Genomic DNA, 20,086 nt, shown 5'->3' on the forward strand with positions numbered 1-20,086 from the left:
CGGGCATCAGCGGCCGACCAGCGCGACGACGGCCGCCGACAGCGGCTCGATCGTGTCGAGCAGCGCCCGCGGCGCGACGCCGATCAGCAGCGACAGCGCGAGCAGCGGGACGAGCGCCGCCAGTTCGGGCCGCCGCACGTCGGTGACCAGCGGCGTCAGCTCGCCGGGCGGGCCGAGCACGACCTTGTGCAGGACGCGCAGGAACAGCGCCGCCGTGATCAGGATGCCGGTCACGGCGAGCGCGCCGGTCACGGCGGTGGCGACCGCGCCCGCGCCGATCGTCCCGGCGAAGATCTGGAACTCGGCGATGAACCCGGAGAGGCCCGGCAGGCCCAACGCGGCGAACGACGCGACGGCGAGCAGGCCCGCGAACACGGGCGCGCCCCGTGCGACACCGCCGAACCGTCCGATGTCGTAGCTTCCGGCCCGGTCGCGCAGCACACCGCAGAGCAGGAACAGCGCCCCGGTGACGAGGCCGTGGCCGACCATCTGCGTCACCGCGCCGGTCACGGCGAGCCGCCGCGCGTCCGTACCGCCCGCCGCGTACCCGGCCGCGCCGAGAGCCAGGACGATGTACCCCATGTGGTTCACGGACGAGTACGCCACGAGCCGCTTCACGTTGTCCTGCGCGAGCGCGACCAGCGCCCCGTACAGCACGCTGACCAGCCCGACGATGAGGATCACGAGGGCGTAGCGGCGCCAGGCGTCCGGCAGCATCGGCATCGCGATGCGGACGAGCCCGTACGCGCCCATCTTCAGCATGACGCCCGCGAGGATCGCGGACCCGGCGGCGGGCGCGTCGGTGTGCGCGGGCGGCAGCCAGGTGTGGAACGGGACGACCGGCGTCTTGATCCCGAGCCCGATCCCGACGGCGAGCAGCGTCAGCCCGGCGAGGCCCGGCGACCCGGACAGCGGCGGCGTCCGGGTCAGGTCCACCATGTCGAACGTGTGCGGGTCCGCGCCGAGGTAGAGGCCGATGAACCCCAGCAGCAGGACGAGCGACCCGAGGAACGTGTAGAGGAAGAACTTCAGCGCCGACCGCGCCGGATCGCCGTGCCCCCACAGCAGGATCACGAAGTACATGCCGACGATCGACAGGTCGAAGAACACGAAGAACAGCAGCAGGTCGAGCGCGGCGAACAGGCCGAGGCACACCGTCTCCAGGAAGAGGAACAGCCCGGCGAACTCCCGCACGCGGCGCGTCTGCCGCAGCGAGTACACCGCGCACGCCGCGAACAGGACGGCGGTCAGCGCGAGGAGCGGGAGCGAGAGCCCGTCCACGCCGACGTGGTATCCGGCCCGGACGGAGGGGATCCACCGCGCGTCCGTCTCGAACGAGACGCCGCCGCCCGTCCCGTGGACGGCCCACATCGCGGCGACGAGGGCGACCTCGGCGAGGGCGGCGGCGGTCCACGTCCAGGGCACGGCGCGGCGCGGGACGGCCGGGAGCACGACCGCGACCGCGAGCGGCAGGAAGATCACCAGTGTCAGCACGGCGTCACCCGGCGGCCAGGACGGCGACGGCGACGAGCACCGCGAGCACCACGGCGGCCTGCGCGTAGTACAGGTGGAGCTGCCCGGTCTGCGGACGCCTGGCCAGCGCGGCGAGCCACCGGGCGGCGCGAGCGGTCAGGCTTACGACGCCGTCGACGCGGATCTCGACGCGGCGTCCGGCGAGCGCGGCCGTCCCGCGCCCGGCGCGGGCGACGCCGCGGACGGCGCCGTCCACGACCCGGTCGTCGAACCGGTCCAGCGCCCGCGCGAGCGCGAACACCGGGCGGACCACGCCCGCCGTCGCCGCCCGTTCCAGCAGCAGCCAGTCGAGCGCCCATCCCGGCTCCGGCACCCGCCGCGCCAGCACGACCGCGCCCACGGTGACCACGGCGAGCACCCCGGACAGGACGAGCATCCAGACGTCGGGCGTGACGTCGTCGGTCGCGCCGAGCAGCCGCCGCCACTCCCCCGCGACGCCCGGCAGCCCGAGCACGCCGAGCCCGCAGGCCGCGACCGCCAGCCCCGCCAACGGAACCCGCTGCGACAGCCCCACCGGCGAAGACCCGGCAGGACGCAACACGCGCAACAACGCCTTCCCGGCGTAGGCGGCCGAGAGCACCGACGCCGCGAACGCCACAACGAGCAGCGCCGGGTCTCCGACGCCCGCGAGCACCTCGTCCTTGGTCACCCACAGCGACAGCGGCGGGACGCCCGCCAGCGCCAGCGCGCCCGCGCCGAACGCGACGTCCACGAGACGGTGGCTTCCGTCCCTGGTCAGCCACACCCCGGCGCACAGGAACAGCAGGCTCTTCACCGCCGCGTGGGCGACCAGGTGGGCCGTGCCGCCGCCGACCGTCCCGGCGCCCGCCGCGAGCACCATGAACCCGATCTGCGCGCAGGTGGACGCCGCGAGGAGCTGCTTGAGGTCCCGCTGCGCGAGCGCGACCGCGCCCATCAGCAACGCGGTCAGCGCGCCCGCCCAGGAGACGAGCGTGCTCGCCCAGCCGGTCGCGTCCAGCAGGGGGTGGAGGCGCATCAGCAGGTACGCGCCCGCGACGACCATCGTCGCCGAGTGCAGCAGCGCCGACACCGGGCTCGGGCCCGCCATCGCCTTCGACAGCCAGAACGAGAACGGCAACTGCGCCGACTTCCCCAGCGCGGACACCACGACCCCGGCCGCGATCAGGTCCCGCCAGGGGGCCTCCGCGTGCGCGAGCGCGTCCAGCCCGAGCGAGTGCGCCCCGGCGACCGCGAAGCCCGCCGCCGCGTAGAGGCCGAGGTCGGCGGCGCGGGTGGTGAGGAACGCGGTGTCCGCCGCCCGGACCCGGCCCGCGTCCGGCCAGGCGTAGCCGATGAGCGCGTACGACATCGCGCCCATGACCTCCCAGCCCATCAGCAACAGCAGCAGGTCGGACGCGGTGACCGTGACGGCCATCGCCGCCGCGAACAGCAGCATCAGGACGAAGAACCGCGGCCCGTACCCCTCGCGCGCCGAGTAGGCGAGGACGGCCGCCAGCACGACCGCCAGGGTCACCAGCAGGACGGCGGACAACCCGTCCACCGCGAGCCCGCCCGGCCACCCCGGCAACATCATCCGCGTGCTCCCTGCGGGGGGACGACCCCCCGCACCCCCCGGTTCGCTTCGCTCATCCGCGCAGGTCTCCCGCATCGTCGGTCATGTCGACGTCGCGGGCCCGGAACAGCGCGGTGACGACGGCGAAGCCCATCGCCATCTCCAGCGCCATCACGGTGATCGCCACGAGGACGAGCACCTGCCCGTCCGCCGAACCCGGCGACACCCAGTGCCAGAACCCGGCCGCCGCGACCACCACGCCGTTGACCATCAGCTCGATGCCCATCATCAGCATCACGATCGACTGCTGGGACAGCGCGCCGTACAGCCCGACGCAGAACAGCGCGGCGGCGAGGAGCAGGAACGTCTCAAGCGTCATAGCGTCCCCGGTGCGTCGCCAGCACCACGGTCGCGATCATGGTGGCCAGGATGGCGACGCCGATCACCATCATGACCAGCATGGACGACCCCATCACCGCGTCGCCGAGCGCCACCGTCGGGTCGCGCGGCGGACGGCCCCGCCGCTCCGGCCACGGGACGAGGAGGATCCCGGCCGCGAGCGCCGCGAACGCGCCGCCCGCGACGGCGAGCGCGCCGCGCCGGTTGTGCGTCATCGACATCGGCATCAGCCCGGCCGGGTTCATCATGTACATGACCATGAAGACGGCCATCACCAGCATCTCCATGATCATCATCAGGACCACCAGGACGCCGAGGTAGCGCAGCCCGACGAGCAGCAGCTCGCCTCCCGCACACAGGAAGGACGCGAGCAGCGCGAACGTCGCCCGCGCCATCGAGTCGACGACGAACACGGCGACGCCCGTCCCGACCGCGGCCACGGCGAGCACCCAGAACGCGACGGCCTCCACCCGCACCCCCTCCCCTCAGACGACGACGATCCCGACGACGAGCATCTGCAGCAGCGTGGCGGGGATGAGCACCGTCCACGCCGCCGTCATGAACCTGTCCATGCGCAGGACGGGCAGGCGGTGCCGCGTCCACACCAGCAGGGACAGGACGGCGCACGTCTTCACCAGCGACCACGACCAGCCCGGCAGCAGCGGCCCGGCGCCCCCGCCGAGGAACAGCGGGACGGCGACGCCCGCCGACACGGCCAGCAGCCCGTACCGTCCGGCGAGGAAGACGAGGAGGTCGGGGCCGGACAGTTCCAGCGCCGCGCCCCCGGCGAGGTCCGCGCCGAGCGGATGCCCGAACGGCCCCCAGAACGTCATCGCCAGCGTGGACACCAGGTAGACGGCGAACGCGACCGGCATCCACACCGCGTACCAGAGGCCGTGCTGCGCGCCGCCGATCACGCGCAGGTCGAGCGAGTGCGCGGCGAGCGACGCCGTGATCAGGGCGAACATGTGCGGCAGCTCGTAGGCCAGGCCCTGCGCGACGAACCGGTACCCGCCGACCAGCGCGTACGCCGAGTTGACGCCCCACCCGACCAGCCACACCGACGCCCAGGCCACGACCTCCATCGCGTTGAACCAGACGACGCCGACCGACGTCGACAGCGCGACGCGCCCGCCGAACGGGACGACCAGGGCGGCGAGCGCCGCCGCCATCGGCAGCGAGACCACGCCGATCCTGGTCAGCAGGACGTCCGCCCGGACGGTCCGGCGGCGCTGCAAGGTCAGCAGCCGCGCGGCCTCCCGGAACGGCGCGGCGGCGGGACGCCCGGCGAGCGTCCCGCTCAGCGTCGCCGCCGCCACCGCCAGCGCGCCGAGGACGAGCACCTCAACCATCGGCGGCCGTCCCGAGGTCGGGATCGAGGCTCGCCACGATCAGGCGCGCCTCGCCCAGTTCCGTCCCGGTGAGCAGGGCGGGCAGCGCGTCGAGCGCCGCGCGCCACGGCGGGCGCGGCGGGACGTCCCGTCCTTCGAGCGCCGCCCCGATGTCGCGCAGAAGGCCGTCGAGCGCGGCGCGGACACCGCCGACGTCCCGCGTCATCCAGCGCAGCAGGCGCGAACGTCCGACCCTGCGCGCGAACGGGACGAAACGCCGCGCGAGCGCCCGGTCCGGGACCGCGCCCGACAGCGTTTCGTCGCGCAGCACCGCCGCCCGCTCGGCCGCCGCGTCCCAGCCCGCGACGCGCAGCAGCCGGGCGAGGCCGTCGAGCCGGGACGCGGCCGGGCGCCCCTGCCAGAACGAGCCGTCCGCCGTGTCGACCGCCGTGGCCGCCGCGTCCTGGACGACGTCGCCCTGCAACGTCAGGTCGACGCGCAACCCGGCGGGCCAGTCCGCGAGGACGGGGCCGAGCGGCACGTGCAGGACGTCCAGCCGGAGCCCGTCGCGGTCGTCGGCACGGTCGGCCATGGGGACGTCGTCCAACTCCAGCGGAGCCCGCGCCGCCCCGCCCTCGACGCCTTCGAGGTCGGCGGACGCTCGGACGCGCGGCTCGGGCATGTCCCGCCACACGGTCTCGATGGCCTCCGCCAGCGCCGCCCCCGGCGTGCCGCACACCACGAGCGTCCCCGTCTGCGCCGGTGAGAGGGCCGGGCGCCAGCCGCGCCGCCGCAGCTCAGCCTCCACCGCGAGCCGGTCGGACGTCCCGTCCGCCGCCGAGACGACGAACGGGCGCGGCGCCGCGAACCCCCGCGCGAACCCTCTCAGGCCCACCGCAGCGCCCCCTCGCGCCACGCGTACAGGACCCCGACCATGATCAGCCCGAGGAAGAGGAACATCTCGACGACGGCCTTCACTCCCACGGACGCGACGACGAGCGCCCACGGGTACATGAAGACCATCTCCATGTCGAAGGCCAGGAAGACCATCGACACCGCGTACCACCGCACGTGGTACCGCGACACGGCGTGCTCGGCCGGGCGCCGCCCGGACAGGTACGGCCCGGACAGGTGCAGCCCGGCCTCCGCCCCCGGCGGCGTCAGGACGTACGAGACGGCGTAGACGGCGGCGACCAGCGCCGCCACCAGCCCCACGACCGAGAGGACGACCGCGTACGGCGCCATTGCCCCTCCGGGGTACGGGTCACCAGTTCCACCCGTCCTCTACCTGATCAGGCACCCCGGAAACCTGCGGGCCGACCGCCCAGCCAGCCGCCCAGCCGGTCGCCCAGCCGGTCGCCCGGCTAGCCGTCCAGGCGGGTCCGCCGCCGGTCGGCCGCGGCGGCGGCGAGGATCATCTCGTCCACGACCCAGCGGGCCTCCGGCGACAGGTCGACGAAGGCGCGCAGCACCTCGGGGCGGATGACGCCGCTCTCGACGTCCCGGCGGATCGCCTTGAGGGTGAGGTCCTCCCCGATCGGCTCGGCCTCGCTCGGGAAGCCGAAGAACCCGATCGGCACGCCGAAGAAGGTGGCGAGCGCGGTGAGGGTCTTGAGCTGCGGGTTCTCCTGCCGTCCGGTGCGCAGCTTCCACACGGTGGTGGACGAGATCTCCTCCCCGGTGGCGCGCGCGACGGCGGCGGCCGCGTCCACGTTGTTGCGCGGCGGCTCCGCGTCCGCCGGCCACAGGTTCTGGATCAGCCATTCGACCTTCTCCGCGAGCGACGCCCCCGGAGACACCTCGTGCAAGCGCTCCCGCATCATGCCCCTCTCTGAGTGATTTTAGTTGACCACATATGCCGTGCTCAGCCAACCGAAGCGCGCCCCCTCCGAAAGTCGTGGCCCGCTCGCGACCTTCGGCGGCGGCCCCCGCCGTTGTGCGCTGCCGCGCGCACCGCCCCGTCCGCTGCAATCGGCTACGTCGAATGAGAGGGGCACGGACGTGACCGAGTTCGCCGCGCGCGCCGAGGATGTGCGCAAGACCTACGGGACGGGCGACGCCCGCGTCACCGCGCTGGACGCCGTGACCGTCGCCATCCCCCGCGAGCGCTTCGTCGCCGTGATGGGAGCCTCGGGCTCCGGCAAGTCGACGCTGATGCACGTCATGGCGGGCCTGGACGCCGCCGACTCCGGCCGCGCCTACATCGGCGGCACCGACATCACGGCGCTCGGCGACCGGGCCCTCACCCGGCTCCGCCGCGACCGGGTGGGCTTCGTGTTCCAGTCGTTCAACCTCGTCCCGACGCTGACGGCGCTGGAGAACATCACGCTCCCCGCCGACATCGCCGGACGCTCGCCCGACCCCGCCTGGCTGGACGAGGTGATCGACGCGGTCGGGCTCCGGGACCGGCTCGGGCACCGCCCGGCCGAGCTGTCCGGCGGGCAGCGGCAGCGGGTGGCCTGCGCCCGCGCCCTCGCCGGACGCCCCGAGCTGATCTTCGCGGACGAGCCGACCGGCAACCTCGACTCCCGCTCCGGCGCCGGGGTCCTCGCCCTGCTGCGCCGCGCCGTGGACGAGATGGGTCAGACGATCGTCATGGTCACCCACGACCCGTCCGCCGCCGACCGCGCCGACGACGTGATCACCTTGAGCGACGGCCGCGTCCTGTCCCGCTGAGCGGACTCGACCTGAGGGGCAGGCCGCCCCTCCCCCTCAGGTCGCAGGCCCTCACCCTCCGCGGTGAACTTTGCCAAGAACCGTTGCAAAGGCTCTTTGCAACTTCTAGCGTCCGGGGCATGAAGGAACGACCGCCGCCCGAGACGATCACCGATCCGCGGCGGGTGCGGCTGCTCGCCCACCCGCTGCGCAAGCGGATCGCCGAGCTGACGCGGCGCGGGCCCGTGTCGGCCACGACGCTCGCCCGCGAGCTCGGGCAGAGCACCGGCGCGACGAGCTACCACCTGCGCCAGCTCGCCAGGCACGGCCTCGTCGAGGAGGTCCCGGAGCTCGCGCGCGGCCGGGAGCGCTGGTGGCGGGCCGTGCCCGGCGACCGCAGGCTCCCCCGGTACGGCGAGCAGACGCCGGAGATGCGCGCCGCCGTGGACGAGCTGACCCGGCTGGAGTTCGCGAACGAGCTGGAGGCGCTCGACCGCTTCCAGAGCGCCCGCGACGACCTCGGCCCGTGGGCGGACGCCCTGCTGTTCTCGTTCGCCACGGTCACGCTGACGCCGGACGAGGTGCGTCCCTTCTTCGAGGAGTACATCGCGCTCCTCTACCGCTACAAGCGCGCCGACGACGACCCGCCGCCGGACGCGCGCACCCTCCACGCCAGGTTCCTGGCGTTCCCCGAGGTGTAGGTCCCGGGACCGAGCCCGGAAGGTCCGGGCCGCCGAGTTGGCCCTCGGCGGCCCGGACGGGCGGAGGTCCCGCATCACCACGCCGAATCCGGCGTGTTCGCACGCGACACCGAACCCCCGAACGAAAGGAGAGCACCTCATGCTGCTCTCACGCAAACGACCATCGCCCAGTTCACGCCGGCGGCCGCTGAAATGGGCGGTGCTGCTGCTCTGGGTCGTGATCACCGTGCTGGCCGTCCCGGCCGCGGGCAGGCTCCCGGACGTCGTCGAGGGCAAGTCGTCCGCCGAGCTGCCGCGCGGCGCGCAGTCGACCGAGGTCGAGAAGCTGGCGGCACGCTTCCCGGGCGGTGAGCTCGCGCCGGGGATCGTCGTCTACGTCCGCGCCTCCGGCGTCACGGCCGCCGACCGCGCGAAGGCGGAGGCCGACCGCCGCGCCCTCGCGCCCGTCGCCGCCGGGACGATCGCGCCGCCCCGCCCGTCCGGCGACGGAAGGGCGCTGATGTTGGCCATCCCGCTGGCCGACGACGACTCCCTCTCCGACCGGGCTGAGAAGGTCCGCGACCAGTCCCGCCGCGCCGTGCCGGACGGCCTGGAGGTCCGCCTCACCGGCCCGGCCGGGGGCGCGCTCGACGTCGGCGACGCGTTCGAGCACGTCGACAAGGCGCTGCTCATCATCACGATCCTGCTCGTCACGGCGGTGCTGCTCGTCACCTACCGCAGCCCGGTCCTGTGGCTGCTGCCGGTCGTGAACGCGGCGATCGCGCTCCAGGTCACGAACGCGGTCGTCTACCTGCTCGGAAAGCACGCCGGGCTGTACGTGGCGGACGGGATGTCCGCGATCCTCAACGCGCTCGTCTTCGGGATCTCGACCGACTACGCCCTGCTGCTCCTCGCCCGCTACCGCGAGGAGCTGCGCCGCCACCCGGACCGGCACAAGGCCATGGCGGTCGCGCTGCGGCGGGCCGCCGCGCCGGTCGCCGCGTCCGCCGCGACCGTGTCGCTCGGCCTGCTGTGCCTGCTCGCCGCCGACATGGGCTTCAACTACGCGCTCGGCCCGATCGGCGCCATCGGCGTGCTCGGCGGGCTCGTCGTCGTGATGACACTGCTGCCCGCCCTCCTCGTGATCCTCGGACGGTGGATCTTCTGGCCACGGATCCCCCGGTACGGCGACGTCCCGTCCGGCCGCGGCCCGTGGGACCGGATCGGACGGCGCGTCGCGGCGCGCCCGCGGCTCGTCTGGGTGGGCGGGATGGCCGTCCTCGGCGCGCTCGCCGCCGGGACGCTCGGCATCGACACCGGACTCGACCGGGCCCACTTCCTCACCGACACCCCGAGCTCCACCATCGGAGAACGCCTGCTCACCGAGCACTATCCGGGCGGGCAGGGCCGTCCGCTCCAGGCCGTCACCGGCGACGCCCGCGCGGCGGACGCGATCCGCAACTCCCCCGGCGTGGCGCGCGTGGAGAACCCGCGCCCGTCCTCGGACGGACGCCTCACCAGGTTCGACGTCGTCCTCGACGCCCCGCCGGACAGCGCCGCCGCCGCGGACGCCGTCCGGAGGCTCCGCGCGGACGTCCCGAACGCGGCTTTCGGCTCAAGCACCGCCGGCAAGCTGGACCTCGCGGACGCGCAGGCGCACGACCGGCGCGTCGTCATCCCGCTGGTCCTCGGCGTGGTGCTCGTCGTGCTCATCGCGCTGCTCCGCGCCCTGGTCGCGCCGCTGCTGGTCGTCGGCACGGTCGTCGCGTCGTACTTCGCGGCGCTCGGCGCGGCGTGGCTGCTGTTCCGGCACGTGTTCGGCTTCCCCGCCCTGGACGCGCAGGTCGCCCTGATGGGGTTCCTGTTCATGGTCGCGCTGGGCGTGGACTACAACCTGTTCCTCGTGTCCCGGATCCGGGAGGAGGCGGCGCGGCACGGGCACCGCGCCGGGGTGCTGCGCGGCCTCGGCGTCACCGGCGGGGTGATCTCCAGCGCGGGGCTCGTCCTCGCCGCGACGTTCGGCGTCCTCGGGGTCATGCCGATCACGATGATGGTGCAGATCGGGGTGCTCGTGTCGCTGGGCGTGCTGCTGGACACGTTCTTCGTCCGCTCGGTCATCGTCCCCGCTCTGGCCCTGGACGCGGGGCCTCGGTTCTGGTGGCCCGCGCGGCGCTCCGCAGCGGAGCCGGAAGAAGGCGGCGACGCTCGAACGGGGCCGCCGCCACCAGCCACGCCAGCAGGACGGGACCGAGCGCGAGGCTGAACAGCACGTCGGTCAGCCAGTGCTGGTCCGACACCGTGAGCGCCGCCGCCGTGACGACGCCCGCCGCCAGGGCGGCGCCGCGGCGGCGGCGCGCCGGGAGGACGCCGTCCACCGCGGGCAGCGCGGCGGCCAGCAGTTCGAGGATGACCCACACCAGCACGAACCCGTTGAGCGTGTGCCCGGACGGATACGCGTCGCCGTACCGGCCGATGACGTCCACGTCCCCGAACGGGAACGAGCGCGGGACGACCGACTTCAACCCCGTCTGCGTCAGCGACAGCGCGTACGCGATCAGGACGGCGAACGCCGGATACCGCAGCGATCGTCTGCGCACGGCCGCCACCACCGACAGCGGGACGATGACGCGCACCAGATACCCGCGCTGGCCGAGCTTGCTGACGCCGCGCACGAACTCCAGCGCGCGGCCCCGCACATGCGCGTCGCAGAACTCATGGACGGCATGGTCGAGCTGCCGCAGCGGGCCGTCGACCACGACGTCCAGCGTGACCAGCACCATCACCGCGGCGAGCGAGCCGTACGACCTCCACCCCACGGCCGGACCATTCCCCGCTCGACGGCGTTCACCGGGCGGGGCGTGAACGAGAATGGGCCTCCGGCGGACGAAGGGGTTCGGAGATGCGGCTCGGCCTGGTCACGATCGTCGTGGACGACTACGACAGCGCCATCGACTTCTTCACCGGCGCCCTGGAATTCGAACTGGTCGAGGATTCGCCCTCGCTGACCAACGACGGGCGTCCGAAGCGGTGGGTCGTCGTCCGGCCGCCGGGCGCCGAGACCGGGATCCTGCTGGCACGCGCGGACGGCGACCGGCAGGCCGCCGCCATCGGCGCCCAGGTCGCCGGACGCGTCGGCTTCTTCCTTGACGTGGACGATTTCGAGGCCGCCCACCAACGCATGACGGCGGCGGGCGTCGAATTCGTCACCGCGCCGCGCACCGAGCCCTATGGCCGGGTCGCCGTCTTCCTCGACATCGCCGGGAATCGCTGGGATCTGCTCGGCCCGGCGCCAGGAGCCGTCTTCGGCTAGGGATTCCAGAAGACGGTGACGTCGGTCTGGTCGAAGCGGCGGGCGGCGAGATCGGCCCGGCGGATGGCCCAGTGGACGGTCGCGCCCTCCCGGCCCTTGATGTCGGTGTACCAGTCGGCGAGCAGTACCCAGTCGTCCGCCTGGCGCGATTCGTCCGCCGGGAGGACGGGGTCGATGTCGCTGCACTCGTCCGAGGCGTATCCGCCGATCTGCAACGCGCCCCGTCCGGCGATCTCGTCGGCCGTGTCCAGCCACGTGTCGCGCAGTTCCTCGGAATGAGGATGCCCGGGGAGGGGCTCGACGTAGGGATGGTCGGGGATCTCAACCCAGCAGTGATACGGAAGCGATACATCGACGGCCAAATGCAGCGGGCCTCGTGGAAAGGCCGCCGTGACGTCGGCGTACGCCTCGGCCTCGAAGTAGGGATTTCCTTTCCGTTCCTCGACGGCCGTACCAGCGGGGACGTACACGGCCTCGCCGTCGGTCTCCGTGTCGGGATAGGCGAACAGGAGCAGTTGTCCGTCGGGTGGGAGCGGCAGATCCGTCGCGTCGGCGGGCAGTGCGGCGAGGTCGATGGCGGCGACGAGCGGATACCAGGGGTCGGGTGCGTCGGTGGGCAGCAGTAATGGTCCGCCGAGAGTGCCGACGACCGGTCCGTCGCCGTGCCGGGTCAATGTCGCGCACGGCCGGGCGGTATGAATCCACCGCTCGACATCGGCGGACGGAATGCCGCGAGTGAGGGCCGCGGCGCGGAACGGGGAGAGCCTCTCCACCATTTCGATCTTCATGCGGGCACCCTAATGCGGGGCCAGAGGTACCCCCGAGCGGATTCGAACCGCCGTTACCGCCTTGAGAGGGCGGCGTCCTAGGCCACTAGACGACGGGGGCAGGACTTGTGTGCGCCTTCGCGGTCTCCCGCTCCGGCTTCCACCACTTTACTGGACGGACGTTCTCCGCCTCGACCCGATTTCCGGGCGTACCCCCGAGCGGATTCGAACCGCCGTTACCGCCTTGAGAGGGCGGCGTCCTAGGCCACTAGACGACGGGGGCGTGTGTCCGTGGTGAGCGGACGCAGCTGGGGTACCAGGACTCGAACCTAGACTAAGTGAACCAGAATCACTCGTGCTGCCGATTACACCATACCCCAGGGAGGTACGGACGACCTCGCCGTTTCCAGCGGGTCGCTCGCGCCTCGATGAGCTTACAGGACGCCGGGACCGCGACCAAAACGGTTCTCGCGTCCGCGTCCCGCCGTCCCGGACCGGGTGCCCGCGCGGCGGCCGGGACGGCGTCGGCGGGCGAAGTCGGCGGGCGAAGTCGGCGGGTGAGGTCAGCGGGTGAAGTCGGGCGGGCCGATGTGCCGCCGTCCCCACTCGACCAGCGGGCGCAGCCGCCGCCACGACTCGCGGACCCGCGCCACCGCTTCCGGCGTCGCCATCCACGGGTCGGCGGGCCACCCCTCGCGGGCGTAGAGCGAGCGGTGCCGCAGCAGGTCGAGCCGGGGGTGGTCCTCGGGGGTGCCGCGCGGACGGGTCTTGAGCCGGTCGCCCGCGATCTCCATGCCGGCGGAGCGCAGGTCGTCCACGATCGCCTGGAGCTCGCCGCCGAACGTCTCGGACCCGGCGGCCTCGCGGTAGGCGCGGAGCTGGTCGGGGCTCGGCGCGTACATGCCGCCCGCGACCATCAGCCCGTCGGCGTCGATCTGGAGGTAGAAGCCCCCGTTCGTGTGCCCGCCCTGGTGCGTCTTGTAGGGCGTCTTGTCCTTGCTGAAGCGGACGTCCCGGTACGGGCGGAAGAGCTTGACCGCGCCGAACTCGTCCTCAAGCTCGGCGCACAGCTCCATGAGGGGCTCGCGCACGTGGCGTTCGTAGGCGTCCTTGTGGGCCGTCCAGTAGGACTTGGTGTTGTCGGCCTGGAGCCCTTCGTAGAACGCGAACGCCTCGTCGGTGATGCCGCTGAACGCCATGGCGTCCCTCCCGGTCGTCGGTCGCGGGCTCGGTCGTCAGTCGCGGGCGATGACGCGGTTGGTGAGGCTGCCGACGTTCTCGATCGTGACGGTCACCTCGTCGCCGATCTCCAGCGGGCCGACTCCGGCCGGGGTGCCGGTGAGGATCACGTCGCCGGGCAGCAGCGTCATGACCTGGCTGACGTACTCGACCAGCGCCGGGACGTCGTGCAGCAGCAGGGACGTGCGGGCGTCCTGCTTGACCTCGCCGTTCACGGACGTCGTGATCGCCAGGTCGGCGGGGTCGACCTCCGTCTCGATCCACGGGCCGAGCGGGCAGAACGTGTCGAAGCCCTTGGCGCGCGTCCACTGGCCGTCCTTCGCCTGGAGGTCGCGGGCCGTGACGTCGTTCGCGCACGTGTAGCCGAGGATCACGTCGGCGGCGCGGGACGCGGGCACCTCGCGGCACATCCGGCCGATGACGACCGCCAGCTCGCCCTCGTAGTCGACCCGCTCGGACAGCTTCTGCGGGTACGCGACCGCCTCCCCCGGCCCGATCACGGCGGTGGACGGCTTGGCGAACACGACCGGCTCGGCGGGCGGCGCCGCGTGGCCCATCTCGCGGACGTGGTCCGCGTAGTTCTTCCCGATCGCGATGACCTTGCTGGGCAGGATCGGCGCGAGCAGCCGGACGTCGGCGAGCGGCAGCCGCACCCCGGTGAACGTCAAGTCACCGAACGGGTGGGCCGCGATGGCCGCGACGGTGTTCTCCTCCACCACGCCGAAGGACATGACCTCGTCGGTGGCGAACCTGGCGATACGCATGGTCGAGAGCCTAGTCGTTGCCCCGGACACGCCCGGGATGCGCCCGGGACGGCGCCGGCCCGCACCGGCCGCGGGTCAGAAGCCGCACGCCTTCCCGTTCAGCTTGCAGCCCTTCGGCGCGGCCGTCGCGCCCGCCGCGCCGAACTGGACGTCCCAGGTGCCGCCCGGCGGGATCGCGGGCGCGCCGTCCAGGTTCCTGATCTCCACGGTCGCGCCGCCGTGCACGAGCCGCGCGCCCCAGATGTTCTTCACGTCCGCGCCGGGGGTGCGGAACGTCAGCCGCCACGCCTTCATGGGCTTGTCCGTGCGGTTGGTGATGACCATCCGGCCCTCGAAGTAGCCCTCGTCCCGCTGGACGAGCTGGTAGGTGATGCCGTCGCCGTCCACGACCGGGCCGATCGGCGCGGTCGTGGCGGGCGGCGCCGGTGACGCGGGCTGCCCCTCCAGCGGCGTCCCGGAAGGCTGCGGCGTGGCGGGCGCCCCGCCCGGCGACGGCTCGCCGGACGTCGTCGGGGCCGCGCCGCCCCCGGGGGTCTGCGACGTGGACACCGCCGGTGCCGCGGGTGTCTCGGCCTTGCCCTTCGAGTCCGATCCGCGAACGAACAGGAGCACGACGGCAGCGGCGGCGGCGAGCGCCAGAACCACTCCGATCACCGCGAATGCCAGCAGCGGACGCCGCGTCCGGGACGTCCCGGACGGCGGCGGGCCCGGCGGCACGGGCGACGTCGCGGGCTGGGGCGGTGGGGGCGGCGTGTACACGGGGGTGCCCGCGCCGGGATGAGTCGCCTCGGCCCCGGCGCCGAACTGCTCCGTCCAGGGCGCCTCCCCGACGACCGCCCCGGCGGCGGCGGGCGGCGGGGCCTGCTCCCGCATCGCCGCCTGCTCGACGACGGAAGCCTCGGGAGCTTCGACGGCCTCGGCGGCTTCCCCGGCTTCTTCGGGTTGCGCGGGCGCGGGCACCTCGAACCGCACGGCCTTCGGCCGGACGGGAATGTCCGAGACGGTCACGGACGCGCCGTCGTCGTCCGGGACGTCCATGACGGTCGCGTCCGCCAGGTCCTCGACATCGTCCTGGGGATCGTCCTCGACGTCGTCTTCGAGGTCGTCGACCGGGACGTCCTGGAAGGTGGCGTCTGGCGCGTCGTCCCGCGGGGCGTCCTGGAAGGTGACGCCCGGTAGGTCGTCCTGCGGGACGTCCTGGAGCGTCGCGGCCGGATCGACCGGCTCTGCCAGGTCGTCCGCGGGCTCGTCGACGATGGTCGTCTCAGGATCGGGCACGGTGTCCGCGGGCTCCGCGCGCCCGCGCGGGGCGCGGAACTCGGCGGTCGTCTTGTGGTCCGGGGGGACGTACCCGGGCTCCTCGCCGCTCAACTCGCCCACCTTCCAACGTCGTCGATCTCATGGAGTCCGACGACGAAGGGCGCGAATCGGTTCATAACAAACCGGGCAGGCGCGCCGGGCCGGGTCAGCCCGCGTGGGCCGGCTCCAGGCCGCGGCGCGCCGCCCGCCGGAGCTGCCGGTTGAGCATGTCGGTGATCAGCTCGATGGCGTCCGGGGTGGTGGCGTCGTGGGCGCCGCTCAGCCAGCGGGTCGCCTCGGCGAGCAGTTCCTCGGCGGAGTCGGCGGCGGGGCCGGCGTCCGCCATCCGGCCGAGGACGGCGCCGAGCCGCAGCGCCGCGTCGGCGCGGCCGGACTCGGCCGCCCGCCGGTACCAGTCGGCGGCCTGCTCCAGGTCGCCTTCGTGCTCGTACAGCTCGCCCAGTCCGAAGGCCACGTCCGCCCACGTGCCGTCCGTCGGACGCCCGAGGTCCGCGGGGCTCCAGGGTCGGACGAGCATACGATCACTCCGGTGGGTCGGTGCGCTGAGAAGGGGGCGCGCGGATGCCTCACACGCGCTGTTCCGCCCCCATAGTGGACGCTCTGCCCGAAAACCGCCACCGATTTCGGCGTGTTCGACGAAATTCCTCCGTGACCGAGCCGATGCGAACGGAAGGAACACCCGTTCGCATCGGACGGCCGGACCTGCCGGGCGACCTCACACCTTGCTCGTATCGGCGGCCGGCGTTCCGCGCGGGCGGTCGGCCGGGACCGCCACGTTGACCAGCGCGCCCCGCCGTCCGACCGGCGACGTCGGCGTGGGCATCCGGCTGCGGAACTGCAGGCCCCTCGTGCGGTAGCCGAGCAGGACGACGTAGAGGGACAGGATCAGGAACAGTGCCGCGGGACCGAGGATCCACAGGTACAGGGTCAGGTCGCCGATCATTCCAACGCTCCTCTCCGCGGGGTGCAGAGGGTGAACCCGATCAGGCCGCTGATCTGAGCCGATTCCTGGAAACTCCGACGATCGGCCCGGTACCATCGGGCTGTTCAAGCCGTCTGGTTCAGCTCTCTCGGCTTCGGTCCCACTAAAGGTGTAACCCATATCAGGTAGGGCAAAACCCGATCGTTGGAACCAATCGCTCTGATTGCAATGAGAGGTCGCGATGGCGGACCGGATCCCCAAGTACGTCGAGATCGCGCAGGACCTCCGTGCCCAGATCGAGGACGGGACCCTCCCGCCCGCCGCCCAACTGCCGACGGAGAAGGAACTCGTCGAGCACTGGGACGTCTCGGCCAACACCATCAAGAAGGCCGTCAACGAGCTGCGCCAGCAGGGTCTGGTCGAGACCGTCCCCCAGAAGGGGAGCTTCGTCGCCGAGCCGACCGCGCCGTTCGTCATCACGCTGAACCACACCGACCTGGGCGAGGAGAACCCGCCCGGACGCGGCTTCGGCGGCGGCGAGGGCAGGGCGTTCACGGCCGAGGCCGAGCGCCAGAACCACGCGGCCCACTCCTCGAAACCCGAGGTCAAGGTCGAGGACGCCGAGGAGCCGCAGATGCGGGCGCTCGGCATCGCGCCGGTCGCGCCCGGGGAGCCGAGACCGCAGGTCGTCCGGCGCTCCCAGCAGCGGTTCGTCGACGGCAAGCCGAACTCGCTCCAGCACTCGTATTTCAAGCTGGAACTGGCCATCCAGGCGCAGGCGCTCCTCAAGTCGGCCGACATCGAGGAGGGGACCGTCGCTTATCTGCAGAGCTGCGGCCACGTCCAGACCGGCTACGAGGACGTGTTCGACGCCAGGCAGCCGACGGAGGAGGAGCTCAAGTTCTTCGGGCTCTCCCGCGGCAGCCTCGCCGTGATCGAGCACCGGCGGACCGCGTACGACCAGCACGGCGAGCCGTTCCGCCTCACCGTCACCATTTACAAGCCGGGCACCAATAGGATCCGCTTCATCGCCGGAGAGGTGCCCGTCGAGGTGTGGGAACGCGGTTCCTGACGCACCACCGTCTTCGTCATCAACGACACCATTAACCGTAAAAGGACCGAGATGTCCATTTCTCGTATGCGCGCGCACACGCCCGCGCACCACCCGGACCCCGAAGTCGACGCCGCGCACGGCTACATCACCGCCGTCGTCGAGGCGCTCGGCGACCGCGGCATCCAGGTGGACCGGAGCTGGCTCGACCCCAAGGGCCCCGTCGACGCGACCGTCGTCACCGGCGGCAAGGCCCTCGTCTGGGACGAGTGGACCGGCTGCACGTTCGGCCTCTACGTCTCGGGCCGCCAGGGCGAGCGGACCGTCCTCAAGGACGGACGGCGGCTCGGCGGCGGCGTGCTGCTGCCCCCGGCCGTCCTCGCCCGGCTGGTCGAGACCGGCTCGGCCCTGCCGCAGGTCACCCGCGAGCCCGGCGCGCGCGACGGGCTGTTCGACGCCCTGCGCGACCACTGACCCGCACGCGACTACCGAGCCGCCTTGATGCCCCGGTCGTGGCCGAAGACGAGCGGCCACGACCGGCCCGGCGGCCGCGCGCCCAGGGCGGCTACGGCGCCACCACGTCGCGGTAGTCGGGGTGGCGCTGGATCCAGCCCTTGATGAACGGGCAGAGCGGAAGGACCGTCCGGTTCTGGGCGCGCAGGTCGTCCAGGACGCCGCGGGCCAGCGTCCCGCCGACGCCCTTGCCCTCGAAGGCGGGATCGACCTCGGTGTGGGTGAGGACGAGCATGCCGCCCTCGGCGGGCTCGTAGTCGGCGAAGCCCGCCAGCTCGCCGTCCAGCCTGATCTCGTAGCGCTTCCGCTCGGCGTTGTCGGTGATCTCGGTGCTCATGCCCCCGATAATGCCCGGCGACCCGCGCCCATTCCCCGCCGGGTCGGCCCGGCGGGGCGGCGGCGAGCACAGCGCGAAGGGTCAGCCCGGCTCGTGGCCCGCGCGGAGCAGGCAGTAGGAGACGGCCTCCTCCAGGGCCTGCCAGGACGCGGCGATGACGTTGTCCTCGACGCCGACCGTGCCCCACTCGCGCTCGCCGTCCCCGGACTCGACGAGCACGCGCGTCCGGGCGTCGGTGCCGTGCGAGCCCTCCAGGATGCGGACCTTGTAGTCGACGAGCTCCAGCCGCGCGAGCTCCGGGTAGAGCCGCTCGAGCGCGAGGCGCAGCGCGTTGTCCAGCGCGTTGACCGGGCCGTTGCCCTCGCCGGTCGCGATGATCCGCTCGCCCTTGGCGTGCAGCTTGACGGTCGCCTCGCTGACCATGGAGCCGTCCGGGCGGCGCTCCACGATCGACCGCCACGACTCGACCTCGAAGTGCCGCTGCCGGACGCCGGTCAGCTCCTCGCGCAGCAGCAGCTCGAACGAGGCGTCCGCGGCCTCGAACGTGTAGCCGGTGGACTCCAGCTCCTTGACCTTGTCCACGACGGCCTTGGCCTTGTCGCCGGACAGGTCGTAGCCCAGCTCGCGCCCCTTCAGCTCGACGGACGCGCGTCCCGCCATGCTCGACACCAGCATCCGCATGTCGTTGCCCACGCGGGACGGGTCGATGTGCTGGTACAGGTCGGGGTCGACCTTGACGGCGGAGGCGTGCAGCCCCGCCTTGTGCGCGAACGCCGACAGCCCGACGTACGGCTGCTGCGAGCTGGGCGCGACGTTCGTCACCTCGGACACGGCGTGCGCGATCCGGGTCATCTCGGCGAGCTGCGCGTCCGAGACGAGGCTCATCCCGCGCTTGAGCTGGAGGTTCCCGACGACCGTGAACAGGTTGGCGTTGCCGCTGCGCTCGCCGTACCCGTTCGCGCACCCCTGGACGTGGGTGGCGCCCGCCTTCACCGCGGCGAGCGAGTTCGCCACCGCGCAGCCGGAGTCGTCGTGGCAGTGGATCCCGACGCGGACGCCGAGGGACGCCACCTCGTGGACGACGTCGGCCAGCTCGTCCGGGAGCATGCCGCCGTTGGTGTCGCAGAGCGCGACGACGTCGGCGCCCGCCTCGACGGCGGCGCGGACGGCCTCCAGCGCGTAGGCGCGGTTGGCCTTGTAGCCGTCGAAGAAGTGCTCGGCGTCCAGGAAGACGCGTTGGCCCTCCGCACGCAGGTGGGAGACCGTGTCGCGGATCATCGCGAGGTTCTCCTCCAGGGTGGTGCGGAGGGCCAGCTCGACGTGCCGGTCGTGACTCTTCGCAACGAGGGTCACGACGGGCGCGCCGGATTCGCGCAGCGCGGCGACCTGGGGGTCGTCGGCCGCCCGTACACCGGCCCGGCGGGTCGCGCCGAACGCGGTGAGCTGCGCGTGCCTCAGGTCGAGCTCTGTTCGAGCCCGCCTGAAGAACTCGGTGTCCTTCGGATTGGCGCCGGGCCAGCCGCCCTCGATGAAGCCCACGCCGAGATCGTCGAGGTGTCGCGCGATGGCGAGCTTGTCGGGCACGGAGAGGTTGAGCCCCTCCTGCTGCGAACCGTCGCGCAGGGTGGTGTCGTAGACGTGGAATGCGTCGCCTTGCGTAGATGGGCCGTGCATTGGTGTAACCCCCAAGGGGCTGCGCCAGGACACAAAAAAGACCCCTCACGGACGTGA

Annotated in this window: 22 protein-coding genes, 3 tRNA genes and 1 pseudogene; 6 read left to right on the plus strand and 20 right to left on the minus strand. The window is 72.8% G+C overall.

The features are described 5' to 3' along the window. Window positions 1-6 precede the first annotated feature (6 nt). The 8 genes from FXF65_RS27560 to FXF65_RS27595 all read right to left on the minus strand — a co-directional run bounded on the left by FXF65_RS27560 (window position 7) and on the right by FXF65_RS27595 (window position 6,617). Complete coding sequence (locus tag FXF65_RS27560) at window positions 7-1,494, minus strand: complex I subunit 4 family protein (RefSeq protein WP_148352912.1); 1,488 nt, start codon at window positions 1,492-1,494, stop codon at window positions 7-9. A gap of 4 nt (window positions 1,495-1,498) precedes the next feature. After that, window positions 1,499-3,088 (minus strand): proton-conducting transporter transmembrane domain-containing protein, encoded by a 1,590-nt coding sequence (locus FXF65_RS27565; protein WP_246199136.1) that lies wholly within the window; start codon window positions 3,086-3,088, stop codon window positions 1,499-1,501. Window positions 3,089-3,140: 52 nt separating this feature from the next. Then, complete coding sequence (nuoK, locus tag FXF65_RS27570) at window positions 3,141-3,446, minus strand: NADH-quinone oxidoreductase subunit NuoK (protein ID WP_148352914.1); 306 nt, start codon at window positions 3,444-3,446, stop codon at window positions 3,141-3,143. Beyond that, the gene (locus tag FXF65_RS27575; RefSeq protein WP_246199137.1) at window positions 3,436-3,942 is read right to left on the minus strand and encodes an NADH-quinone oxidoreductase subunit J; all 507 of its coding nucleotides are present in this window, start codon (window positions 3,940-3,942) and stop codon (window positions 3,436-3,438) included. The genes nuoK and FXF65_RS27575 overlap by 11 nt, the downstream gene beginning before the upstream one ends. A 9-nt stretch (window positions 3,943-3,951) precedes the next feature. Next, window positions 3,952-4,818, minus strand: coding sequence for a complex I subunit 1 family protein (locus FXF65_RS27580; RefSeq protein ID WP_148352915.1), 867 nt, complete (start codon window positions 4,816-4,818; stop codon window positions 3,952-3,954). Beyond that, window positions 4,811-5,692 (minus strand): hypothetical protein, encoded by an 882-nt coding sequence (locus FXF65_RS27585; RefSeq protein WP_148352916.1) that lies wholly within the window; start codon window positions 5,690-5,692, stop codon window positions 4,811-4,813. Before FXF65_RS27585 ends, FXF65_RS27580 begins: the two co-directional genes overlap by 8 nt. Next, on the minus strand, window positions 5,683-6,042 hold the full coding sequence (locus tag FXF65_RS27590; protein WP_148352917.1) for an NADH-quinone oxidoreductase subunit A: 360 nt from the start codon (window positions 6,040-6,042) through the stop codon (window positions 5,683-5,685). Before FXF65_RS27590 ends, FXF65_RS27585 begins: the two co-directional genes overlap by 10 nt. A gap of 119 nt (window positions 6,043-6,161) precedes the next feature. Beyond that, complete coding sequence (locus FXF65_RS27595) at window positions 6,162-6,617, minus strand: XRE family transcriptional regulator (protein WP_187412530.1); 456 nt, start codon at window positions 6,615-6,617, stop codon at window positions 6,162-6,164. 181 nt (window positions 6,618-6,798) lie between these two features. Between FXF65_RS27595 and FXF65_RS27600 the strand changes: the two genes are divergently transcribed. From FXF65_RS27600 to FXF65_RS27610, 3 genes are all read left to right on the plus strand, one after another. Continuing rightward, window positions 6,799-7,473: an ABC transporter ATP-binding protein gene (locus tag FXF65_RS27600; protein ID WP_246199138.1), complete on the plus strand. Its 675-nt coding sequence runs from the start codon at window positions 6,799-6,801 to the stop codon at window positions 7,471-7,473. Window positions 7,474-7,592: 119 nt separating this feature from the next. Further along, window positions 7,593-8,153, plus strand: a complete 561-nt coding sequence (locus tag FXF65_RS27605; protein ID WP_148352920.1) for an ArsR/SmtB family transcription factor — start codon at window positions 7,593-7,595, stop codon at window positions 8,151-8,153. Window positions 8,154-8,292: 139 nt separating this feature from the next. Further along, window positions 8,293-10,395, plus strand: a complete 2,103-nt coding sequence (locus tag FXF65_RS27610; RefSeq protein ID WP_148352921.1) for an MMPL family transporter — start codon at window positions 8,293-8,295, stop codon at window positions 10,393-10,395. A gap of 10 nt (window positions 10,396-10,405) precedes the next feature. On the opposite strand, the pseudogene FXF65_RS45475 reads toward FXF65_RS27610, so the two are convergent. Continuing rightward, a pseudogene (locus FXF65_RS45475) lies at window positions 10,406-10,912 on the minus strand (phosphatase PAP2 family protein); the annotation flags it as partial. 119 nt (window positions 10,913-11,031) lie between these two features. Between FXF65_RS45475 and FXF65_RS27620 the strand changes: the two are divergent. Continuing rightward, complete coding sequence (locus FXF65_RS27620; RefSeq protein ID WP_148352923.1) at window positions 11,032-11,442, plus strand: VOC family protein; 411 nt, start codon at window positions 11,032-11,034, stop codon at window positions 11,440-11,442. On the opposite strand, the gene FXF65_RS27625 is transcribed toward FXF65_RS27620, so the two are convergent. From FXF65_RS27625 to FXF65_RS27665, 9 genes are all read right to left on the minus strand, one after another. Continuing rightward, on the minus strand, window positions 11,439-12,230 hold the full coding sequence (locus FXF65_RS27625; RefSeq protein ID WP_222868755.1) for a DUF1963 domain-containing protein: 792 nt from the start codon (window positions 12,228-12,230) through the stop codon (window positions 11,439-11,441). The two genes, FXF65_RS27620 and FXF65_RS27625, sit on opposite strands and share 4 nt — an antisense overlap. 27 nt (window positions 12,231-12,257) lie before the next feature. Beyond that, window positions 12,258-12,330 (minus strand) — tRNA-Glu (locus tag FXF65_RS27630). 89 nt (window positions 12,331-12,419) lie between these two features. Then, a tRNA-Glu gene (locus FXF65_RS27635) sits at window positions 12,420-12,492 on the minus strand. Window positions 12,493-12,517: 25 nt separating this feature from the next. Next, window positions 12,518-12,589 (minus strand) — tRNA-Gln (locus tag FXF65_RS27640). 183 nt (window positions 12,590-12,772) lie between these two features. Beyond that, on the minus strand, window positions 12,773-13,408 hold the full coding sequence (locus FXF65_RS27645) for a DUF2461 domain-containing protein (RefSeq protein ID WP_148352924.1): 636 nt from the start codon (window positions 13,406-13,408) through the stop codon (window positions 12,773-12,775). 36 nt (window positions 13,409-13,444) lie between these two features. Continuing rightward, on the minus strand, window positions 13,445-14,212 hold the full coding sequence (locus FXF65_RS27650) for a fumarylacetoacetate hydrolase family protein (protein WP_148352925.1): 768 nt from the start codon (window positions 14,210-14,212) through the stop codon (window positions 13,445-13,447). A 75-nt stretch (window positions 14,213-14,287) separates the two neighbouring features. Next, complete coding sequence (locus tag FXF65_RS27655; protein ID WP_148352926.1) at window positions 14,288-15,583, minus strand: cellulose binding domain-containing protein; 1,296 nt, start codon at window positions 15,581-15,583, stop codon at window positions 14,288-14,290. A 94-nt stretch (window positions 15,584-15,677) separates the two neighbouring features. After that, window positions 15,678-16,049, minus strand: a complete 372-nt coding sequence (locus FXF65_RS27660; RefSeq protein ID WP_148352927.1) for a tetratricopeptide repeat protein — start codon at window positions 16,047-16,049, stop codon at window positions 15,678-15,680. A gap of 198 nt (window positions 16,050-16,247) precedes the next feature. Then, on the minus strand, window positions 16,248-16,475 hold the full coding sequence (locus tag FXF65_RS27665; RefSeq protein WP_148352928.1) for a hypothetical protein: 228 nt from the start codon (window positions 16,473-16,475) through the stop codon (window positions 16,248-16,250). Between the two features lie 220 nt (window positions 16,476-16,695). On the opposite strand from FXF65_RS27665, the gene FXF65_RS27670 reads away from it, so the two are divergent. Together FXF65_RS27670 and FXF65_RS27675 are read left to right on the plus strand one after the other, a co-directional pair. Next, on the plus strand, window positions 16,696-17,526 hold the full coding sequence (locus FXF65_RS27670) for a GntR family transcriptional regulator (RefSeq protein WP_148352929.1): 831 nt from the start codon (window positions 16,696-16,698) through the stop codon (window positions 17,524-17,526). 51 nt (window positions 17,527-17,577) lie between these two features. Then, on the plus strand, window positions 17,578-17,979 hold the full coding sequence (locus tag FXF65_RS27675) for a DUF6292 family protein (RefSeq protein ID WP_148352930.1): 402 nt from the start codon (window positions 17,578-17,580) through the stop codon (window positions 17,977-17,979). A 91-nt stretch (window positions 17,980-18,070) separates the two neighbouring features. Here the strand turns inward: FXF65_RS27675 and FXF65_RS27680 are convergent, their stop codons facing one another. Beyond that, a complete protein-coding gene (locus tag FXF65_RS27680) occupies window positions 18,071-18,355 on the minus strand; it encodes a GNAT family N-acetyltransferase (RefSeq protein ID WP_148352931.1) in 285 nt (94 codons plus the stop codon). A gap of 81 nt (window positions 18,356-18,436) precedes the next feature. After that, window positions 18,437-20,029: a citramalate synthase gene (gene cimA / locus FXF65_RS27685; protein WP_148352932.1), complete on the minus strand. Its 1,593-nt coding sequence runs from the start codon at window positions 20,027-20,029 to the stop codon at window positions 18,437-18,439. Between the last annotated feature and the right edge of the window lie 57 nt (window positions 20,030-20,086).

This window comes from Actinomadura syzygii (assembly GCF_008085905.1).
Taxonomy (GTDB): Bacteria; Actinomycetota; Actinomycetes; order Streptosporangiales; family Streptosporangiaceae; genus Spirillospora; species Spirillospora syzygii.

What these genes read in the sequence shown, in the direction of transcription:
- FXF65_RS27665 (WP_148352928.1), bottom strand. Translation starts at nt 16,475, where the DNA reads ATGATCGGCGACCTGACCCTGTACCTGTGGATCCTCGGTCCCGCGGCA.
- FXF65_RS27565 (WP_246199136.1), bottom strand. Translation starts at nt 3,088, where the DNA reads ATGATGTTGCCGGGGTGGCCGGGCGGGCTCGCGGTGGACGGGTTGTCC.
- FXF65_RS27675 (WP_148352930.1), top strand. Translation starts at nt 17,578, where the DNA reads ATGTCCATTTCTCGTATGCGCGCGCACACGCCCGCGCACCACCCGGAC.
- FXF65_RS27610 (WP_148352921.1), top strand. Translation starts at nt 8,293, where the DNA reads ATGCTGCTCTCACGCAAACGACCATCGCCCAGTTCACGCCGGCGGCCG.
- FXF65_RS27670 (WP_148352929.1), top strand. Translation starts at nt 16,696, where the DNA reads ATGGCGGACCGGATCCCCAAGTACGTCGAGATCGCGCAGGACCTCCGT.
- FXF65_RS27645 (WP_148352924.1), bottom strand. Translation starts at nt 13,408, where the DNA reads ATGGCGTTCAGCGGCATCACCGACGAGGCGTTCGCGTTCTACGAAGGG.
- FXF65_RS27605 (WP_148352920.1), top strand. Translation starts at nt 7,593, where the DNA reads ATGAAGGAACGACCGCCGCCCGAGACGATCACCGATCCGCGGCGGGTG.
- FXF65_RS27660 (WP_148352927.1), bottom strand. Translation starts at nt 16,049, where the DNA reads ATGCTCGTCCGACCCTGGAGCCCCGCGGACCTCGGGCGTCCGACGGAC.
- FXF65_RS27650 (WP_148352925.1), bottom strand. Translation starts at nt 14,212, where the DNA reads ATGCGTATCGCCAGGTTCGCCACCGACGAGGTCATGTCCTTCGGCGTG.
- cimA (WP_148352932.1), bottom strand. Translation starts at nt 20,029, where the DNA reads ATGCACGGCCCATCTACGCAAGGCGACGCATTCCACGTCTACGACACC.
- nuoK (WP_148352914.1), bottom strand. Translation starts at nt 3,446, where the DNA reads ATGACGCTTGAGACGTTCCTGCTCCTCGCCGCCGCGCTGTTCTGCGTC.
- FXF65_RS27590 (WP_148352917.1), bottom strand. Translation starts at nt 6,042, where the DNA reads ATGGCGCCGTACGCGGTCGTCCTCTCGGTCGTGGGGCTGGTGGCGGCG.
- FXF65_RS27580 (WP_148352915.1), bottom strand. Translation starts at nt 4,818, where the DNA reads ATGGTTGAGGTGCTCGTCCTCGGCGCGCTGGCGGTGGCGGCGGCGACG.
- FXF65_RS27680 (WP_148352931.1), bottom strand. Translation starts at nt 18,355, where the DNA reads ATGAGCACCGAGATCACCGACAACGCCGAGCGGAAGCGCTACGAGATC.
- FXF65_RS27625 (WP_222868755.1), bottom strand. Translation starts at nt 12,230, where the DNA reads ATGAAGATCGAAATGGTGGAGAGGCTCTCCCCGTTCCGCGCCGCGGCC.
- FXF65_RS27620 (WP_148352923.1), top strand. Translation starts at nt 11,032, where the DNA reads ATGCGGCTCGGCCTGGTCACGATCGTCGTGGACGACTACGACAGCGCC.
- FXF65_RS27595 (WP_187412530.1), bottom strand. Translation starts at nt 6,617, where the DNA reads ATGCGGGAGCGCTTGCACGAGGTGTCTCCGGGGGCGTCGCTCGCGGAG.